Annotated in this window: 15 protein-coding genes; 8 read left to right on the forward strand and 7 right to left on the reverse strand. The window is 61.2% G+C overall.

Annotation, left to right across the window (positions count from 1 at the left end; translation table 11 throughout):
* Positions 1-27 precede the first annotated feature (27 nt).
* The 4 genes from P3C29_RS12190 to ppsA form a co-directional block, all read right to left on the reverse strand.
* The gene (locus P3C29_RS12190) at positions 28-1,023 is read right to left on the reverse strand and encodes a zinc transporter ZntB (RefSeq protein ID WP_003215009.1); all 996 of its coding nucleotides are present in this window, start codon (positions 1,021-1,023) and stop codon (positions 28-30) included.
* Positions 1,024-1,048: 25 nt separating this feature from the next.
* Positions 1,049-1,540 carry a ribonuclease E activity regulator RraA gene (gene rraA, locus P3C29_RS12195; protein ID WP_010176422.1) on the reverse strand — a complete coding sequence of 164 codons (492 nt, stop codon included), beginning with the start codon at positions 1,538-1,540 and terminating at the stop codon, positions 1,049-1,051.
* A 222-nt stretch (positions 1,541-1,762) separates the two neighbouring features.
* Complete coding sequence (locus P3C29_RS12200) at positions 1,763-2,752, reverse strand: alpha/beta fold hydrolase (RefSeq protein ID WP_201122173.1); 990 nt, start codon at positions 2,750-2,752, stop codon at positions 1,763-1,765.
* Positions 2,753-2,866: 114 nt separating this feature from the next.
* Complete coding sequence (gene ppsA, locus P3C29_RS12205) at positions 2,867-5,236, reverse strand: phosphoenolpyruvate synthase (protein WP_275964610.1); 2,370 nt, start codon at positions 5,234-5,236, stop codon at positions 2,867-2,869.
* A 178-nt stretch (positions 5,237-5,414) separates the two neighbouring features.
* On the opposite strand from ppsA, the gene P3C29_RS12210 reads away from it, so the two are divergent.
* The gene (locus P3C29_RS12210) at positions 5,415-6,233 is read left to right on the forward strand and encodes a pyruvate, water dikinase regulatory protein (RefSeq protein ID WP_010176424.1); all 819 of its coding nucleotides are present in this window, start codon (positions 5,415-5,417) and stop codon (positions 6,231-6,233) included.
* 172 nt (positions 6,234-6,405) lie between these two features.
* Here P3C29_RS12210 and P3C29_RS12215 read toward each other — a convergent pair whose 3' ends face one another.
* Entirely contained in the window at positions 6,406-7,794 is a 1,389-nt protein-coding gene (locus tag P3C29_RS12215; RefSeq protein WP_010176425.1) for a PLP-dependent aminotransferase family protein, read from the reverse strand.
* Between the two features lie 186 nt (positions 7,795-7,980).
* On the opposite strand from P3C29_RS12215, the gene P3C29_RS12220 reads away from it, so the two are divergent.
* The 7 genes from P3C29_RS12220 (at position 7,981) to P3C29_RS12250 (ending at position 16,728) form a co-directional block, all read left to right on the forward strand.
* Positions 7,981-8,874 carry an EamA family transporter gene (locus P3C29_RS12220; protein ID WP_275964695.1) on the forward strand — a complete coding sequence of 298 codons (894 nt, stop codon included), beginning with the start codon at positions 7,981-7,983 and terminating at the stop codon, positions 8,872-8,874.
* Between the two features lies 1 nt (position 8,875).
* Positions 8,876-10,735 carry a molybdopterin-synthase adenylyltransferase MoeB gene (gene moeB / locus P3C29_RS12225; RefSeq protein ID WP_275964611.1) on the forward strand — a complete coding sequence of 620 codons (1,860 nt, stop codon included), beginning with the start codon at positions 8,876-8,878 and terminating at the stop codon, positions 10,733-10,735.
* A 24-nt stretch (positions 10,736-10,759) separates the two neighbouring features.
* On the forward strand, positions 10,760-11,674 hold the full coding sequence (locus tag P3C29_RS12230) for a PLP-dependent cysteine synthase family protein (RefSeq protein ID WP_029616140.1): 915 nt from the start codon (positions 10,760-10,762) through the stop codon (positions 11,672-11,674).
* Positions 11,675-11,696: 22 nt separating this feature from the next.
* Positions 11,697-12,689, forward strand: a complete 993-nt coding sequence (locus tag P3C29_RS12235) for a serine O-acetyltransferase (RefSeq protein WP_010176429.1) — start codon at positions 11,697-11,699, stop codon at positions 12,687-12,689.
* A gap of 2 nt (positions 12,690-12,691) precedes the next feature.
* Positions 12,692-13,420, forward strand: coding sequence for an alanyl-tRNA editing protein (locus tag P3C29_RS12240; RefSeq protein ID WP_010176430.1), 729 nt, complete (start codon positions 12,692-12,694; stop codon positions 13,418-13,420).
* Positions 13,421-13,645: 225 nt separating this feature from the next.
* Positions 13,646-15,391, forward strand: coding sequence for an ABC transporter permease subunit (locus P3C29_RS12245; RefSeq protein WP_010176431.1), 1,746 nt, complete (start codon positions 13,646-13,648; stop codon positions 15,389-15,391).
* A gap of 14 nt (positions 15,392-15,405) precedes the next feature.
* On the forward strand, positions 15,406-16,728 hold the full coding sequence (locus P3C29_RS12250; RefSeq protein WP_010176432.1) for a nitrate/sulfonate/bicarbonate ABC transporter ATP-binding protein: 1,323 nt from the start codon (positions 15,406-15,408) through the stop codon (positions 16,726-16,728).
* Positions 16,729-16,894: 166 nt separating this feature from the next.
* Here the strand turns inward: P3C29_RS12250 and prpD are convergent, their stop codons facing one another.
* A complete protein-coding gene (gene prpD, locus P3C29_RS12255) occupies positions 16,895-18,379 on the reverse strand; it encodes a 2-methylcitrate dehydratase (protein ID WP_275964612.1) in 1,485 nt (494 codons plus the stop codon).
* A gap of 93 nt (positions 18,380-18,472) precedes the next feature.
* A complete protein-coding gene (prpF, locus tag P3C29_RS12260) occupies positions 18,473-19,663 on the reverse strand; it encodes a 2-methylaconitate cis-trans isomerase PrpF (RefSeq protein WP_275964613.1) in 1,191 nt (396 codons plus the stop codon).
* Positions 19,664-19,694: the final 31 nt, after the last annotated feature.

The raw sequence follows: 19,694 nt of genomic DNA on the forward strand, positions 1-19,694 counted from the left end.
TCTTTCCACGTTCAGGTCACATTCAGGTCAGACCCAACGTAAACGTCGAAACAACCACCACTGCCCGACCGCCACCGTGACCATCATCAGGCAGGCAATCAGGAACCCGTAAGGACTGGAAGAGAACGGAATTCCCCCCACATTGATCCCCAGCAAACCGGTCAGGAAACTCATCGGCAGGAAGATCCCGGTGATGATCCCGAAGCGGTACATGGTGCGGTTCATGCGCAGGCTCAAACGCCGGTCTTCGGTCTCAAGCACAAGCCCCACGCGCTCCCGGGCCAATTCCAGCTCTTCCAGGTAACGGGTCAGGCTGTTGTTCAATTCGTTCCAGTAGTCAGCATCGTCGTCGCAGAACCAGGGCAGTTTGATCCGGGTCAACTGCGCGAAAATATCCCGCTGCGGCGACAGGAAACGTTTCAGCCCGGCGGCGCGCCGACGGATCTGCAAAACGCTGCCATGCTCCGGGGTATACCGTTCGTCGGCATCCAGTTTTTCTTCTTCGATATCGACGATTTCGGACAGATCACTGACCAGATCCTGGACCTTGTTGGTCAGGTACTGCGCCATATAAAGGACCAGTTCCGACGACGTTTTCGGCCCCTTGCCATCCGCCAACTGCACCAGCAGCTCATCCGTTGCACGTAACGGGCGCAAGCGCAGGGAAATCACCCGCGCCGCCGAGGCAAAGATACGCACCGAGACCATGTCTTCCGGTTCGGCGCCGGGGTTCAGGTTGACCCCGCGTAAAAACAGCAGCAGTTCGGCGTCCGGCAGCGGCAACAGGCGTGGGCGGGTGTTTTCCTCCAGCAGTAGGTCACACGCGAACTCGCTCAAGCCGCTGGATTTGCGTAACCAGGTCTGGGTCTGGGGATGGCTACGGTCCCAATGCAGCCACAGGCTTTCCTGAGGCTGCAGTTGCAGCTCATCAAGCTCTGTCCGGGCAATCGAACGCGCACCACCTTTACCGTCCAGCACCAGGGCGTGCACCAGCCCCCACTGCGCGTTTTCTTCCTCGAACATCCTCACCCCTGTCGGCTACTGCTATTTATTCAGGCATTTTCAGCGGGCTGGGAGAGACGATCACGCCGTTATTGTCGGCGTACACGTACTCACCCGGGCGGAAGGTCACGCCAGCGAAGGTCACCGCCACGTTCAAATCGCCGATACCGCGCTTTTCTGTCTTCATCGGGTGGCTGGCCAGGGCCTGTACACCCAAATCGGTCTGGGCAATCACGTCCACATCGCGGATGCAGCCGTAGATCACCAGCCCTTCCCAGCCGTTTTTCGCGGCTTTCTCGGCAATCATGTCGCCCAGCAACGCACGGCGCAGGGAACCACCACCGTCGACCACCAGCACCTTGCCAGCGCCATTGAGTTCGGCTTGTTCCTTGACCAGGGAATTGTCTTCAAAACACTTGATGGTCACGATCTCGCCACCAAAGGAGTCTCGGCCGCCGAAATTGCTGAACATCGGCTCAACCACCTGCACCAGCTCCGGGTAGGCGTCACACAGGTCGGGGGTAAGGTAATGGTTCATCGAGAAACTCCTGTAGGTGAAAGAAGGTGTCAAACATCCCACTGTTTACTTACATCTGGAAACGCTTTGCCATGAAGGTTCTTTAATCCGGGCCGAATAGTCAGGCCCATCCGACAGCAACGCAAGACCCACTGCGCGACTGAATATGACCAGAACCAACCAACGCGTCATATCTTAGCCGCTACGGCAAACAAGCGAAACGCCCCTGATAGAGCCTTGCGCTCAAACCGCAGCGAGTTCCTGCGACTGCGCCCCCGCCAAAGGTGTAAGCGGATCTTTCAGCCAACGCTTCACCAACGGCCACACTTCAGCCTGGGCAGCCTTGCTGACGAGCATCTCGACGTGCCCGAAATCCCCGCTGAACCCTTGCCGGCGCCCCAGGCACAGGTACTGGCGATGCTCGGAGCCGACTTGCTCGAAGAGTTTGCGACAGGCCCAGTCCGGGTCCTGGTGATCGCCGGCAGCGCTCACCGCCAATAGCGGTACGTCGACCGCTGCCAGGCCTTTCCACCAATCCTGCTTCCCTTCGCCAAAGCGGCCGAACAGGCCATTCCAGCGCATGGCTTCAATCAGCACACCTGCCGGTTCGTCTTCGGGGCCGCGTTTCAGTCGCGAGCCAGACAATTGGCCAAAGCGCTTCAAGAGCAGGCGACCGGTCCATTCCAACGGTGGAAGTTTCAACGGCCAATGGGTACGGCTGACCTGGCAGCCAAACAGCGCCACCGAGGCCACTGCCGGCGCGCCAAGGTGCTGCCCACCCAGGGCCGCAGCCAGGGTTGTGCCACCCAGGGAATGCCCGATCCAGTGGGGAACCTGCCCACTTTGCTCACGCACAAAGGCGGCAATGGCCGGCAAGTCGTAGCGAGCATAGTCGGCAACGCGGTTTTTGGCGTAGTCGTGGTTACGTCGGGACAGCCCGTGGCCGCGCATTTCCGGGATCCAGACGTCGAACCCCTCGCGCGCCAGGTAAGCGCCCAGGCCGATCCCCTTGGGCGAATACCAGAAGCGTCGGTTGGAGAAACTGCCATGCAACAAAACCACCGGCACGCCCCGGTTTTCCGGGACATCGGCCAGGCCCAGGCGGGTCACGGCCAGCTCGACGGTACCGTCAGGGCTGTTGCCGGGCTTGAGGCGATACACATCTTCACTCAGGTCGCCACGACGCTCAGCGCTGATCAAGGCGACAGGAAACAGGTTGCTGCTGCTTTGCATAATGCTCTTGCACAAAAAAGGGCGGCGTCCGGAAGGAGTTCCGCCCTGTACAGAATGAGAAATGCCGGCCAACCCTTACGATTGACCGGCACTTTTTGAGGTTGCGTCTTACGCCTAAGCTTGACCTTCAGCCAGGAAGAACCAGGTTTCCAGTACCGAATCGGGGTTCAGCGAGACGCTTTCGATGCCCTGTTCCATCAGCCATTTGGCCAGGTCGGGGTGATCGGAAGGGCCTTGGCCGCAGATCCCGATGTACTTGCCAGCCTTGTTGCACGCCTGGATGGCGTTGGCCAGCAGCTTCTTGACCGCAGGGTTACGCTCGTCGAACAGGTGGGCGATGATCCCCGAGTCGCGGTCCAGGCCCAGGGTCAGCTGGGTCAGGTCGTTGGAGCCGATGGAGAAGCCGTCGAAGAATTCCAGGAACTCTTCAGCCAGGATGGCGTTGGACGGCAGCTCGCACATCATGATGACGCGCAGGCCGTTCTCGCCACGGGACAGGCCGTTTTCAGCCAGCAGGTCCACCACCTGGCTCGCCTCGCCCAGGGTGCGCACGAATGGCACCATGATTTCGACGTTGGTCAGGCCCATCTCGTTGCGCACGCGCTTGAGGGCGCGGCATTCCAGCTCGAAGCAGTCGCGGAAGGCTTCGCTGATGTAACGCGAGGCGCCCCGGAAGCCCAGCATCGGGTTTTCTTCTTCCGGCTCGTAGAGCTTGCCGCCGATCAGGTTCGCGTATTCGTTGGACTTGAAGTCCGACAGCCGCACGATGACCTTTTTCGGGTAGAACGCCGCCGCCAGGGTGCTGATGCCTTCCACCAGTTTCTCGACGTAGAAGCCCACCGGGTCGTTGTAGCCGGCGATGCGCTTGTCGACGCTTTCCTTGATGTCCGGCGGCAGGCCGTCGTAGTTCAACAGTGCCTTGGGGTGCACGCCGATCATGCGGTTGATGATGAACTCCAGGCGGGCCAGGCCCACACCGGCGTTCGGCAACTGCGCGAAGTCGAAGGCGCGGTCCGGGTTGCCGACGTTCATCATGATCTTGAACGGCAGGTCGGGCATGGCGTCGATGGAGTTTTGCTTGATGTCGAAGCCCAGTTCACCTTCGAAGATGAAGCCGGTGTCGCCTTCAGCGCAGGACACAGTCACGCCCTGGCCGTCTTTCAACAGTTGGGTGGCGTTGCCGCAACCGACCACTGCCGGGATCCCCAGTTCACGGGCGATGATCGCCGCGTGGCAGGTACGCCCGCCACGGTTGGTGACGATGGCGCTGGCGCGTTTCATCACCGGTTCCCAGTCCGGGTCGGTCATGTCGGAGACCAGCACGTCGCCTGGCTGGACTTTGTCCATCTCGGACACGTCCTTGATGATCCGCACCTTGCCGGCGCCGATGCGCTGGCCGATGGCACGGCCTTCCACCAGCACGGTGCCGGTTTCTTTCAACAGGTAGCGTTCCATGACGTTGGCCGAGGTGCGGCTCTTCACGGTTTCAGGGCGGGCCTGAACGATGTACAGCTTGCCGTCGTCACCGTCCTTGGCCCATTCGATGTCCATCGGGCACTTGTAGTGCTTTTCGATGATCATCGCTTGTTTGGCCAATTCGCTGACTTCGGCGTCGGTGAGGCAGAAACGCGCACGTTCGGCCTTGTCGACATCAACGGTTTTTACCGAGCGACCGGCCTTGGCCTCGTCGCCGTAGATCATCTTGATCGCCTTGCTGCCCAGGTTGCGGCGCAGGATGGCCGGACGGCCGGCTTCAAGGGTGTGTTTGTGGACGTAGAATTCGTCCGGGTTCACCGCACCTTGTACGACGGTTTCGCCGAGGCCGTAGGCGCCGGTGATGAAGACCACGTCGCGAAAGCCCGACTCGGTGTCCAGGGTGAACATCACGCCGGCCGTGCCGGTTTCCGAACGCACCATGCGCTGCACACCGGCAGACAGGGCCACCAGCTTGTGGTCGAAACCCTGGTGTACACGGTAGGAAATGGCGCGGTCGTTGAACAGCGAGGCGAACACTTCCTTGGCCGCGCGGATCACGTTTTCCACGCCGCGGATGTTCAGGAAGGTTTCTTGCTGACCGGCAAAGGAGGCGTCTGGCAGGTCTTCGGCGGTGGCCGAGGAGCGCACGGCGACGGCCATGTCCGGGTTACCGGCCGACAGCGTGGCAAACGCGGTGCGGATCTCGGCGTTGAGCTTCTCGGGGAACTCGGCTTCCATGATCCATTGACGGATCTGGGCGCCGGTCTTGGCCAGGGCGTTGACGTCATCGACGTCCAGCGCATCGAGGGCGGCATGGATCTGATCGTTGAGGCCGCTCAACTCGAGGAAATCACGGTAAGCCTGGGCGGTGGTGGCAAAACCACCAGGAACCGATACACCGGCGCCCGCAAGATTACTGATCATCTCGCCCAGGGATGCGTTCTTGCCCCCTACGTGCTCTACATCATGGACGCCGAGCTTATCGAGGGAAACTACGTACTCTACCAAGGTGATCTCTCCACTTTCTGTGTTGGAAAAGCTCAGGACGCCGGCGGCTCAGTAGGAGCGGTTACCGGCGTTTGTGGCCTGGACCTGGAAAATAAGTGAGAATGCGGCCCACTGCGGGACGGCAAAATCGCGCCTATCATATCCAAGATTCGTCATCAGCTTAAGGCCCAAGGCTCAAATGAAACGATCTGCTTTCTTTATCTCCGACGGCACCGGCATCACAGCCGAAACCCTGGGTCAAAGCCTGTTGGCGCAGTTCGAAAACATTACCTTCAGCAAATTCACGCGACCCTATATCGATAGCGTGGATAAAGCGCGAGCCATGGTACAACAAATCAATCTGGCGGCCGAAAAAGACGGATTTCGTCCGATCATTTTCGACACCATCGTCAATCAGGACATTCGTGAGATCCTCGCGACCTCCAATGGTTTCATGATCGACATCTTCTCTACCTTCCTGGCGCCGCTGGAACAAGAGTTAAGTGAACATTCGTCATACTCTGTCGGAAAATCTCACTCCATTGGTCATAACTCCAACTATATGGAGCGGATCGAGGCGGTGAACTTCGCCCTCGACAACGACGACGGCGCCCGCACCCACTACTACGACAAGGCTGATCTGATCCTGGTGGGCGTGTCCCGCTGCGGCAAGACGCCGACCTGCCTTTATATGGCCATGCAATTCGGGATTCGCGCGGCCAACTACCCGCTGACCGAAGACGACATGGAGCACCTGACACTGCCTGCTGCCCTGCGCGCGCACCAGCACAAGCTGTTCGGGCTGACCATTGACCCGGACCGGCTGACGGCGATTCGTAATGAACGCAAGCCCAATAGCCGATACTCCAGCTATGCGCAGTGCGAATTTGAAGTGCGGGAAGTAGAAAATCTGTTCCGCCGGGAGAATATTGCGCACATCAATTCCACGCATTTTTCGGTGGAAGAGATTTCGGCGAAGATTCTGGTGGAGAAAGGGGTGGAGCGGCGGTTCAAGTAACCGGTTGTTCAGACACCACTGATCCCCTGTGGCGAGGGGGCTTGTCCCCCGTTGGGCTGCGAAGCGGCCCCAGTAATGCCACCGCAGTCTCTCAGACAGAACGGCGTCGGCAGGTTTGGGGCTGCTGCGCCGCCCAACGGGGGACAAGCCCCCTCGCCACAAGGGTTTATCTTCACAGGTGGAATCTCCCCCCGCCCTGCCCCAGCGCCGTCGCCAGCGCATCAAACCCTGCCAGCAACAACTGATCATCCCCCGACGTGTTGCAGATGCTTGCCCGGATAAACTGCGGCACCGCCGTCTGGCCCACCGCAAACGCTTCGGCTGTGGCAATCAGGTAATTATTCTGCTTCAACTCCGCCTCGATTTCCGACGCGCGCCAAGGCTCCGGGACTTCGATCCAGAAGTGCGGGCTATTGAGATGGGTGCGATATTCCAGCCCGATCAGCAACCCTTCCACCAACGCCTTGCGTCGGCTGATTTCCTGGATCTGCTGGTGCAGCAGGTGCTCCGCCGTGCCGTTTTCAATCCATTGGGTGGCCAGTTCCAGGGTCACCGGCGTGGCCATCCAGCAGGTTGAGCGCAGCGCCGCGGAAATCCGGCTGACCAGCGCCGGTGGCGCATGCACGTACCCCACACGCAACCCCGCCGACACTGCCTTGCTCAGGCTGCTGATCAGAATCGTACGTTCCGGCGCGAAATGGCTCAGGGGCGGCGGACGATCTTCCACCAACACGCCGTGGGCCTCGTCCTCGAGAATCAGCAGATTGTGTTCACGGCAGACCTTGACCAGCGCCTCACGGCGCGCGACCGACAGCACCGCCGTCGTAGGATTCTGGATGGTCGGCGTGCAGTACAACGCTGAAACCCGGTGATTGCGGCACACCTCATCCAGCGCTCCCGGCAACAGCCCTTCTTCGTCCATTTCCAGGCCGATCAGGCGTATCCCCAGCATGCGCGCGGCGGTGATCAGCCCCGGGTAGGTCAACTGTTCGGTGACCACCGTGTCGCCGGCCCGCAACAGCGCCATCAATGCGCACAGCAGCCCGTGCTGGCCGCCGTTCACGCAAATCACCTGCTCGGGAATCGGATGGAAATCCCGCTGCACCAGCCACTGCGCGCCCGCCGCACGGTAGCGCGGCAACCCGGCGTCCGGAGTGTAGGCGCTGATGTCCTGCAAAAACTTGGCGTTGGTGGCCAGTGTCTGGAAGCTCTGGGCCAGGAACGTGGTCTCCTGCCCCGGGATATGCATGTTGCGGCTCATATCAAAATACTGCCGCGGCTCGTCGCTGAAGTTGCGAAAGCCTTCATCCCGTTGTCGCTCCATCCCACGCTTGCGCACGAAGGTGCCGTCACCCACCCGCGCCACCACCAACCCCAGCCGTTCCAGCTCACCGTAGGCGCGGCTGATGGTGCCAATGGTCACCCCCAGATTGTCGGAAAGCACCCGATGGGGCGGCAGTTTTCTTCCCGGTTCAATCAAGCCTTCAAGAATGCCCCGCTCCATGACATCGGACAGGCGTTTGTACTTCACGCCCTGCCCGCTGGAGAGTCCTTCTCGCATAATTGACACCATGTCAATATTTGTTTTGACAGCCATCATTCGCCCTAATAGTGTGCTTTTACGGGTTCAATCACCGAATCAAGGCACTCAATATAGAGGTCAATTCGGTCTCATGGAAGCAATGTCACGATGCCAATGTCCGCCGTTCTCGAAAACGCTGAAAAAACAAAAACTCACAAGCAGTGGTTGGCTGGGCTGATTACCAGTGTGATGTTCCTGATCGTGTGCCTGAGTTGGGGCACCACCTGGCTGGGCATCAAGATCGCCGTGGAAAGCGTGCCGCCGCTGACCTCCGCCGGGCTGCGCTTTCTGATCGCCTTTCCGCTGTTCCTGTGTTTTGCCTGGGTGCGCCGCGAGCCGATCCTGTTTCCTCGGGAGAGCCGCTGGTTCTTCGTGTTCGTGACGCTGTCCTACTTCAGCATTCCGTATTACCTGCTCAACTACGGCGAGATGCATGTCTCGTCCGGCCTCACCGCCCTGCTGTTCAGTTGCATGCCGGTGTTTATCCTGATTTTTTCCGCGTTGTTCCTGCGTGAACGCATCTACTTTTCCCAGGTGGTCGGTATCGCCATCGGTTTCGGCAGCCTGTACATGATCATCAAGAGCCAGGGCCTGCACCTGGACCATGCCGAGTTCTTCGGGGTGCTGGCGATTCTGACCGCCGCGATCATGCATGCCCTGTGCTACGTGATTACCAAGAAACAAGGCAGCGCCATCAGCGTCATCACCTACAACACCCTGCCCATCGGCATCGCCGGGATGATGCTGTTTGTCGCCGGCCTGTGGTTTGAAACCCCGACCTTCGAAGACATCACCCTGCGCTCCTGGAGTGCGCTGTTCTACCTCGGCCTGGTGGCCTCGGTGGGCGGTTTTATCGTGTATTTCATGCTGCTCAAGCGCCTGAGCCCGATCATTTTGTCGTTCGTGTTCATCATCTTCCCGGTGTTCGCGGTGATCGTCGGTGCCTGGTACGAAGGCGTGCAGATTTCCAGGGACCTGATGATGTATTCGGCGATCCTGCTGGCCGGTTTTGCGATTACCAAGCTGCCCATCGAAAAGCTCCTGGCGAAGAAAAACTGAGATGAAGGTCCTGAGCCCAAGCGCCCTGGAGCAGATTTACGCCCACGCCGACCGCAGCTACCCCGAGGAATGCTGCGGTTTCGTTTTCGCCGATGGCAGCGTGTACCTGGGCAGCAATATCCAGAACGAACTGCACCGCAAGAACCCCGAGATGTATTCACGCAGCGCTGCCAACGGCTACACCTTTTCGGTGGCCGACACGCTGATGATGAACAAGGCGTTTCGCAGTGATAACCCAGTGGTGGTGATCTACCACTCCCACCCTGACGTCGGCGCGTATTTCAGCGACGAAGACCAGGACAAGGCCCTCTTCATGGGCGAGCCGATCTACCCCGTGAGCTACCTGGTAGTGGATGTTCGCCAGGGCAAGACCCAAGGTTCCAAGCTGTTTGCCTGGGATGGCAAGCGCTTCGCCCAAAACCCCTTCAACGACCTGCAAACGGAGTTGTGCATGAACGCTGTCTCTTTCCCCGACATCCTGGTCCGCGTGGCCAAGCTGCCAGCATCGACCCTTGAGGGTGCCGGATCGACATTGCGCGAAGTCATTGAAAACCTGTGCACCGAGCACCCGCAGTTACGGGCGCACCTGCTCTACGAGAACAACCAGCTCAAGGAACACTTCCTGTTCACCGCCGAGGAAGCGCTGATCGACGCCAACGACCCGTTGCCCGAGAAAGCAAAAATCGAAGTGCTGCTGGCCACGTCCGGCGGCATGGACGTCGACTCACTGAGCAACGAAGAAGTGCAGCGCTACGTGCGCCACATCACCCTGCCCGGCGTCGGTCGCGAAGGCCAACTGAACCTGAAGAAAGCCCGCGTGCTGATCATCGGCACCGGCGGCCTCGGTTCGCCCATCAGCCTGTACCTGGCGGCGGCCGGCATCGGCACCCTGGGGCTGGTGGATTTCGACGTGGTGGAAAGCAGCAACCTGCAACGCCAGATCGTCCACGGCAACAGTACCCTGGGCCTGCCCAAGGTCGAGTCCGCCAGGCGGCGCTTGCAGGACCTGAACAGCCACATCCAGATCAACACCTACGACACCGCCTTCAACACCGACAACGCCCTGGAACTGGTGGACGCCTATGACCTGGTGATCGACGGCACCGACAATTTCGAAACCCGCTACCTCGTCAACGATGCCTGCGTGCAACTGGGCAAACCGTTGGTGTACGGCGCCATCTACCGTTTCGACGGGCAGATCAGCGTGCTCAACTATAAAGGCGGGCCGTGCTACCGCTGCCTGTTTCCCCAGGCCCCGCCGGCGGAACTGGCACCCAATTGCAGCGCCGGTGGCGTCATCGGCGTATTGCCCGGCGTGGTCGGGATGATCCAGGCCACCGAGGCGATCAAACTGTTGATCGGCATTGGCGAACCGTTGTCGGGCCGGCTGATGCGTTTTGATGCACTGGCGATGAAATTCAGCGAGATCCGCTTCAAGCGCCGCGCCGACTGCCCTTGCTGCTCGGAACTGCGCCACAGCCAATCCGTCGCACCTGCCGTGTGTGCGGATGCCGTGCCGAGCCAGCCGTCGTTGGCCGAAGAGCGCTACATCAAGCCACGGGTGCTCAAGCAACTGCTCGAACAACACAGCAAGGCCGACGTGTTGCTGGACGTGCGCGATGCCAGTGAGCTGGAAGTGTGCAAGTTGCCAGGCGTGGTGCACATCCCGCTGGCCGAACTCGACGGGCAACTCGCCACCCTCAGCCGCGACAACACGCACTACCTGATCTGCTACGCCGGAACGCGCGCGGAACAAGCCGCCACTACCCTGCTGGCAGCCGGATTCGCCAACACCAAAGTACTGCAAGGTGGCATGAAACACTGGGTTCGCGACGTCGAACCCGACATGCCTTTGTACTGATCAGCGGCCATGGGTTCTTACTTGATGTTGCATAACTCGATACTCGACGCGATTGGCCAAACGCCCATCGTGCGCCTGGAACAGTTTTCCGAAGACCTCGGCATTGAGGTCTACGCGAAGCTGGAGTCCCTCAACCCCGGCGGCAGCCACAAGGCGCGCATCGCCCTGGGCATGATCCTCGACGCCGAGCGCCGGGGCATTCTGATCCGTGGCTCAGGGCAAACCATTATCGAGCCCAGCGGTGGCAACACCGGCATCGGCCTGGTGATGGCCGGCAACGTGCTGGGCTACAAAGTGGTGCTGGTGATCCCCGACAACTACAGCCCCGAGAAGCAGAAACTGCTGCGCCTCTATGGCGCCCGGGTGGTGCTGTCGGACAGCCGCCTGGGCAACAATTCCCACGGTGAAAAGTGCATGGAGCTGCAGCTGGAAAACCCCAGCTACGTGATGCTCAACCAGCAGCGCAACGGCGCCAACCCGCAAACCCACCGCGACACCACCGCCCGGGAAATCATCCGTGCCTTCGGCGAGCAGCGGGTGGACTACTTCGTCAGCGGCATCGGCACCGGCGGCCATATCACCGGCATCGGCGAAACCCTCAAGGCCACCTGGCCGGCGATCCGCGTGATGGGCGTGGAGCCGGAGGAGTGCGACCTGCTCAGCGACCGCCACGCACCCCACCATATCCAGGGCCTCTCCATCGGCCTGATCCCGAGCATTCTCAACGTCGCGATCATTGACGGGATGCTCAAGGTGTCGCGCCAGGAATGCATCGACATGATCAAACGCATCATGCGCACCGACGCCATCAGCCTCGGGTTGTCATCGGCCGCCAACATGGTGGCCATCGCCAAGCTGGCGCCGGAGCTGCCTACCGACACCGTTGTGCTGACCATGGTCTACGACAGTGCCGACGGTTATTTGCCCTGTTTTGAATAACAACTATTGCGGGGGTGCCTCCATGGGGGGCTTTATCGACATGCAACAACTGCACGATGAGTTGCTCACCCACCTCATCACCACGCTGACGCCAACGCAGTTGAAGCAACTGGAAGAGCACCTTGGCACGCTGGTCCAGGCGGCGGCCCAGGCGGTGGCCGAAGACCTGATCGCCTATGCCTGGCGCGACCCGGCGTCCCGCGGGCGCGGGGAGCTGATCCTGGAGTCCTACGCCTCGTTCAAGGCGGTGCTGTACTACCGGCTGGCGCACCTGGTGTGGAATTTCCCGGACAAGAACAACGGCGTGTTTTGCGCCATCGCCCTGAAGCTGAGCAACCAGGGCAAGATTTTGTCCGGCGCCGAAATTCACCCCGCCGCGCGGATCGGCCGGCGCTTTGTGCTGGACCACGGCTACGGCACGGTCATCGGTGAAACCTGCGAGATCGGCAACGACTGCTACATCCTCTGCGGCGTGACCCTCGGCGCCCGGGGCATCGCCAACAACCCCGACGGCAAGCGCCATCCGCGCCTGGGCAACAACGTGGAAGTCGGTTCCGGCGCGCGGGTGCTCGGTTATGTGCTGATCGGCGACAACGTGTTTATCAGCCCTTCCTGCGTGATCACCCAGGACGTGCCGGCCGGCACCAAGGTCAAGGTGGTCAACCAGATCCAGTTGCAGAAAAACGACGAGTCGGACCACAGCAACTACCTCGGCGCGTTTGCCCTCGACGAGCGGCTGCACGTGGTCGGCGAGGTCAACGCCAGCCACAAGGTCACGGTGCTGGACGCCGACTTTCACCCCCTGCCCGGCCTGCTGCTGGAGCCGACGGTCAAGGAGCGCCACCACCTGCAGTTCCGCTTGCGCCATATCGAGACAACGGCCTACCCGCCACGCCTGCCACTGAACCTGAAAGTGACCGGGCCCGAATTTGAAATCACCCTGCTCTCTCCCCCTGGCTTGAGCGCAATGGTTCGTCGCCTGCTGCAAGCCAGCCCACTGATCGTCGGAGGTTGAACATGTCCGTGCACACCATGGAAACCCTCGCGCTGTTCGACAGCGCGCCTTACCAGAATGCCTTCAGTGCGCGGGTGATTGCCGTCAGTGAGCAAGGAATCGCGCTGGAACACACGCTGTTCTACCCCACCGGCGGCGGGCAGCCGGGGGACACCGGCCACTTCATCCTGCCCGATGGCAGCCGTGTCGACATCACCGGCACCGTGCGCGACCCGGTGCTGCGCTCGATCATCTGGCACCAGGTGGAACACTGCCCAGAACAGCTGGCGGCCGGGATGCAAGTGGACGCCAGCCTGGATTGGGAGCGCCGCTACCAGCACATGAAAATGCACACCTGCCTGCACCTGCTGTGTTCGATCATCGACGCGCCGGTGACCGGCTGCAGCATCGGCTTTGATAAGGGCCGCCTGGATTTCGACCTGCCGGAAATGACCCTCGACAAAGAGACCATCACCCGCGACCTCAATGCCTTGATCGAACAGGCCCACGCGGTGAAAACCCTGTCCATGCCGGCCTCGGAGTATTCCACCCTGCTGCAGATCACCCGCACCCAGGCGGTGGCACCACCGGTGATCCAGGGTTCGGTACGGGTGATCGAAATTGCCGGAATCGACATCCAGCCTTGTGGCGGCACCCATGTGACCAATACCGAGGAAATCGGCCGGGTGTTCTGCGAAAAGATCGAGAAGAAGAGCAAGCACAACCGCCGGGTGATCCTGCGGTTTGAATAGCGCTCGAGCGACGGCTGGGGCGCCAACGCCCTAGCTGCAGTTCGTACAGGAAACTGACAGCAAATTTATGTGCTTGTAACATTCAGAAACGTACAATCCCGCCTGCAACGTCTCGTTGCCCCTGACTCGCGAAACAGCGCCCTTCCTTCCCGGTGGGTCATTCGTGCAGCAGCTAAGCTCACTCCCATCACGCCCTGAACCTGAACGCTGCAGGAATGACTGCCTATGAAAAGAGTGCTCCGTCACTACATCCCTGCGTCCACATTGCGCTTGTTGCCCAACCGCTGGGACCTGGTCGCCCTGCCCCTGGTGATCGGCTTTTTATTGTTTTTCTCCATCACTGCCCGGGAAACCTGGGCGCCCATCGCCACCTTGCAAAGTGAAGTCATCTCCCTCGACCCGGCTAACCTGCCGGAATACGCGATGCGCACCACCATGCGCATGCTCGCGGCGATGGTGGCAGCGCTGGTGTTCACCCTGTTGTACGGCACCCTGGCCGCCAAAAGCCGGCGCGCCGAGAAACTGCTGGTGCCGGTGCTCGACATCCTGCAATCGGTGCCGGTGCTGGGTTACATCTCGTTTACCGTGACGTTCTTCCTGCTGCTGTTCCCCGGGCGCGTGCTCGGCGCGGAGTTCGCGGCCATCTTTGCGATTTTCACCAGCCAGGCCTGGAACATGACGTTCAGCTTCTACCAGTCGCTGCGCATGCTGCCCCATGACCTGGTAGAAGTGTCGACCAACCTGCGGCTGTCCGGCTGGCAGAAGTTCTGGAAGCTCGACGTGCCCTTCGCCATGCCGGGGCTGGTGTGGAACATGATGATGAGCATGTCCGGCGGCTGGTTTTTCGTGGTCGCTTCCGAGGCCATTACCGTCGGCGACAAGACCATCACCTTGCCGGGCGTGGGTTCGTACCTGGCCCTGGCGATTGCCCAGAAAGACCTGCACGCCGTGGGTTACGTGATCCTGGCGATGATCGTGGTCATCCTGATGTACGACCAGTTCCTGTTCCGCCCGTTGGTGGCCTGGGCCGACAAGTTCCGCATGGAAACCACCGCCTCCCAGGGCGCGGCGCCGCAATCCTGGCTGCTGAACCTGATCCAGCGCACGCGCATCGTCCAGCGCATCCTGCGGCCTGTCACCCGCGCCATCAGCCGCATCGGCAACAAGCGCTTCAGCCTGGCAGGCGGTGCACTCAAGGCGTTGCCGGCAGAGACACCAAAAGCCTCAAAAGTGATCGACTGGGTGTGGGGCACACTCATCGCGCTGCTGGCCGCTTATGCGCTGTATCACATCGTGCAGTACGTCGGCACTGAAGTGACCCTGGCCGAAGTCGGCCATGTGTTTGTGCTGGGCCTGATCACGCTGTTGCGGGTGGCTGGCCTGATCCTGATCGCCTCGCTGATCTGGGTGCCTCTGGGGGTGATGATCGGCTTGCGCCCTGCCCTTGCGGAAAAAATCCAGCCGCTCGCGCAGTTTCTCGCGGCCTTCCCGGCGAACCTGCTGTTCCCGGTGTTCGTGATCGTGATCCTGCACTACAACCTCAACCCGGATATCTGGCTGAGCCCGCTGATTGTGCTGGGTACCCAGTGGTACATCCTGTTCAACGTGATCGCCGGCGCCAGCGCGTTTCCCAACGATTTCAAGGAAGCCGCCGCCAACTTCCGCATTCGCGGCTGGCTGTGGTGGCGCAAGGTGATGCTGCCGGGGATTTTCCCGTACTACGTCACTGGCGCCATTACCGCCTCGGGCGGTGCCTGGAACGCCAGCATCGTGTCCGAGTACGTTTCCTGGGGCCAGGACAAGGTGGTCGCCCACGGGCTGGGCGCCTACATCGCACAGACCACCGCTGCCGGCGACTTCCCGAAAATCGCCCTGGGCGTGGTGGTGATGTCGATCTTCGTGGTGGCGTTCAACCGCGCGGTCTGGCGGCCGATGTACGCCATGGCTGAAAACAAACTTCGTCTGAATTGATGGGATTCGCTGTGATGACTACCTATACCGAGCACACCGCCGACACCCCGGAAATCTACTCGTTGAAAAACGTGAACCGGGTGTTCGGCAAAGGTAAAGACGAGCTGCAAGTCCTCAGCGGCGTGGACTTGAGCCTGCACGAAGGCGAGATTGTCGGCATGCTCGGCCGCTCAGGCTCAGGCAAGTCGACCTTGCTGCGCATCATCGCAGGGCTGATCCAGCCGTCGTCAGGCGAAGTACGCTACAACGGCGCGCCACTCAACGGCCCGGCCGAAGGCGTGGCCATGGTGTTCCAGACCTTTGCGCTGTTCCCGTGGCTGACCGTGCTGGAAAACGTCGAGGCCGGGCTGCAAGCCTTGCAGGTCGAGCGCAAGGAAACCCGCAGGCGCGCCCTGGCCGCCATCGACCTGATCGGCCTGGACGGTTTTGAAAACGCCTACCCGCGGGAGCTGTCCGGCGGCATGCGCCAGCGTGTGGGTTTCGCCCGCGGGCTAGTGGTCAACCCGACGCTGCTGTTGATGGACGAACCGTTCTCGGCGCTGGACGTGCTCACCGCTGAAACCCTGCGCACCGACCTGCTGGACCTGTGGAGCGGCAAGCAGCTGCCGATCAAATCGATCCTGATCGTGACCCACAACATCGAAGAAGCCGTGCTGATGTGCGACCGCATCCTGGTGCTGTCGTCCAACCCTGGCCGGGTGGTAGCCGAGATCAAGGTGCCGTTTGCGCACCCGCGCAACCGGCTGGACCCGACCTTCAGGCAAATGGTCGACGACATCTATGCCCTGATGACCGACCGCCGCAGCGCTGACGCGAGCAGGGGTTTACCCGAGCTGAAAATGGGCAGCCTGCTGCCGGAAGTGTCCACCAACCTGATGGCCGGCCTGATCGAAACCCTGGCCGCCGAACCCTACAACGGCCACGCCGGCCTGCCGACCGTGGCCGAACGGCGCTTGCTGGAGGTCGACGATCTGTTCCCGGTCGCGGAGATGCTTGAGCATTTGGGCTTTGCCGAACTCAAGGGTGCCGACATCACCCTCACCGACGCCGGCAAACTGTTCGCCGACTACGGCACCCAGGAGCGTAAAACCCTGTTCGCCGAACATTTGATCCGCCACGTGCCATTGGCCGCCCGCATTCACCAGGTGTTGCTGGAGCGCAGCGGCCACCGCGCGCCACGGGTGCGTTTCGAGCAGGAACTGGAAGACTCGATGACAGAAGCCTTTGTGGAAAAAACCCTGGAAAGCGTGGTGGCGTGGGGACGGTATGCGGAGATTTTCTCCTATGACGACCATACCGAGACGTTCAGCCTGGATGACGTAGAAGGCAGCATGTAACGGCGTGATGTCGACCACTTTCCATTGAACAACATAGAACAAATGTGGGAGCTGGCTTGCCTGCGATAGCATCACCTCGGTGTATCTGAAAGACCGAGGTGTCTGCATCGCAGGCAAGCCAGCTCCCACATTGATTGGGTTTACACAGTGAGTGCCGTGGTGTTTCTCAGATCACGAACAGGTCCACAAACCGGTTCACGGGCGTTGCTTCAAGCCGTGCCTGATCCTTGCACAGCGCAAAAATCTCGGCACTGCGCTGTGCGGTAAACCGGGTCGCCAGGTTGGCCTTGAACTTGTCTTCCAGCAACGGAATGCCATCCACCCGACGGCGACGGTGGCCAATCGGGTATTCCACGGCCACCTGTTCGGTGCTGGAACCATCCTTGAAGAACACCTGCACTGCGTTGGCGATGGAGCGCTTGTCGGCCTCCAGGTATTCGCGGCTGTAGCGCGGCTCCTCGACGATGACCATCTTGTCCCGCAGCTCATCGATGATCGGATGGGCCGCGTGGAACTCATCCTCGTATTGCTCGGCCACCAGGTTGCCAAACGCCAGCGGCACGGCGGTCATGTACTGGAGGCAATGGTCGCGGTCCGCCGCGTTGGCCAACTGCCCGACCTTGGAAATGATGCGAATCGCCGACTCGTGGGTGGTGATGACAATCCTGTCGATCTCATGCAGGCGGTGCTTCACTTGTGGGTGCAACGTGACCGCCGCCTCGCAGGCGGTTTGTGCGTGGAACTCGGCGGGGAAGCTGATCTTGAACAGGACGTTCTCCATCACATACGTGCCGTAAGGCTGCGACAGGCTGAAGGCGCGCTTGCCCTCGGGCTTGAGCGCCAGGTCCTTGTTGGTGTGGCTGAACAGCACGTCATAAAAACCCCACTGCGGCGCGCTCAACACCCCGGGAATGCCCATCTCGCCGCGCATGGCGATGTCGGCCAGGCGCACCCCGCGACTCGACGCATCCCCCGCCGCCCAGGACTTGCGCGAACCGGCGTTCGGCGCATGGCGATACGTACGCAATGCCTGGCCGTCGACAAACGCCTGGGACAATGCCGACAGCAGTTGCTCACGGTTGGCGCCCATCAGTTTGGCGGTGACGGCGGTGGAGGCGACTTTCACCAGCAACACATGGTCGAGGCCGACACGGTTGAAGGAGTTTTCCAGGGCAATCACGCCCTGGATTTCGTGCGCCATGATCATCGCCTCCAGCACCGCCCGCACGGTCAGCGGCGCATCGCCATTGGCCACGCGTTTTTGCGAGAGGTGGTCGGCGACGGCGAGGATGCCGCCCAGGTTATCGGAAGGATGGCCCCACTCGGCGGCGAGCCAGGTGTCGTTGTAGTCGAGCCAGCGCACGATGCAGCCGATGTCCCACGCGGCCTTGACCGGGTCCAGGCGGAACGAGGTGCCCGGCACCCGCGCACCGAATGGCACCACCGTGCCTTCAACGATCGGCCCCAGATGCTTGGTGCACTCCGGGAAACGCAGGGCCAGCAGGCCGCAACCGAGGGTGTCCATCAGGCAGTTGCGGGCGGTGTCGAGGGCGTCGCGGGATTCGATCCTGAAGCCCAGGACGTAGTCGGCGATGTCCTGCAGGACCTGGTCGTAGTCGGGGCGGTTGTTCTGGTCGACGTTGGCGCTCATGGCAGTACTCCAAAGTGGGTTAGGTGTGTTCCATCCTCAGGGTCAGGGTTGAAGTGTTATAAAAGGCAGGTCTTGGTGCCTGCCTGTGATCGGTTAGAAAGAGTCGCCAGGCACGCGCACGAAACCTTCCATCAACACCCGCGCACTGCGGCTCATGATGGCTTTTTTCACGACCCATTCACCGTCGACCTGGCTGGCCTCGGCGCCTACGCGCAACGTGCCGGACGGATGCCCGAACCGCACCGCATTGCGCTCCACACCGCCCGCCGCCAAATTCACCAGCGTGCCGGAAATCGCCGCCGCCGTGCCAATCGCCACCGCCGCCGTGCCCATCATCGCGTGGTGCAACTTGCCCATGGACAGCGCCCGTACCAGCAGGTCTACATCGCCTGCCTTGATCGCCTTGCCGCTGGACGCCACGTAGTCCGCAGGCCGTGCCACAAACGCCACCTTCGGCGTGTGCTGACGCTGGGCCGCTTCGTCCAGGTGCTTGATCAGGCCCATGCGCAGCGCACCGTGGGCGCGGATGGTTTCAAACATCGCCAGGGCTTTGGGGTCGCTGTTGATCGCGCCCTGCAGCTCGGTGCCGGTGTAACCCAGGTCCTGGGCATTGATAAAGATGGTGGGAATCCCGGCATTGATCAGCGTCGCCTTGAACGTGCCCACACCCGGCACTTCCAGGTCATCCACCAGGTTGCCGGTAGGGAACATGGAGCCACCGCCGCCCTCTTCTTCCGCCGCCGGGTCCATGAATTCCAACTGCACTTCGGCGGCCGGGAAGGTCACGCCGTCCAGTTCGAAGTCGCCGGTTTCCTGCACGGCACCGTCGGTGATCGGCACGCGGGCGATGATGGTCTTGCCGATATTCGCCTGCCAGACCCGCACCACGGCCACACCGTTGTGCGGAACGCGTGCGGCGTCCACCAGCCCCGCGCTGATGGCGAAGGAGCCCACCGCCGCCGACAGGTTGCCGCAGTTGCCGCTCCAGTCCACGAATGGCTTGTCGATGGACACCTGGCCAAACAGGTAGTCCACGTCGTGATCGGCGCGGGTGCTCTTGGCGAGGATTACGGTTTTGCTGGTGCTGGAGGTCGCACCGCCCATGCCATCGATTTGCTTGTCATACGGGTCGGGGCTGCCGATCACCCGCAGCAACAATGCATCCCGCGCAGCGCCGGGAACCTGGGCCGACTCGGGCAAATCCTTGAGGCTGAAAAACACCCCTTTACTGGTGCCGCCACGCATATAGGTGGCGGGAATCTTGATCTGCGGTACGTGTGCCATGGTGGTCCTCATGGGCCGGGGCGTTCACCCC

The organism is Pseudomonas sp. 1912-s (assembly GCF_029269205.1).
In the GTDB taxonomy this organism is placed as follows: Bacteria; Pseudomonadota; Gammaproteobacteria; order Pseudomonadales; family Pseudomonadaceae; genus Aquipseudomonas.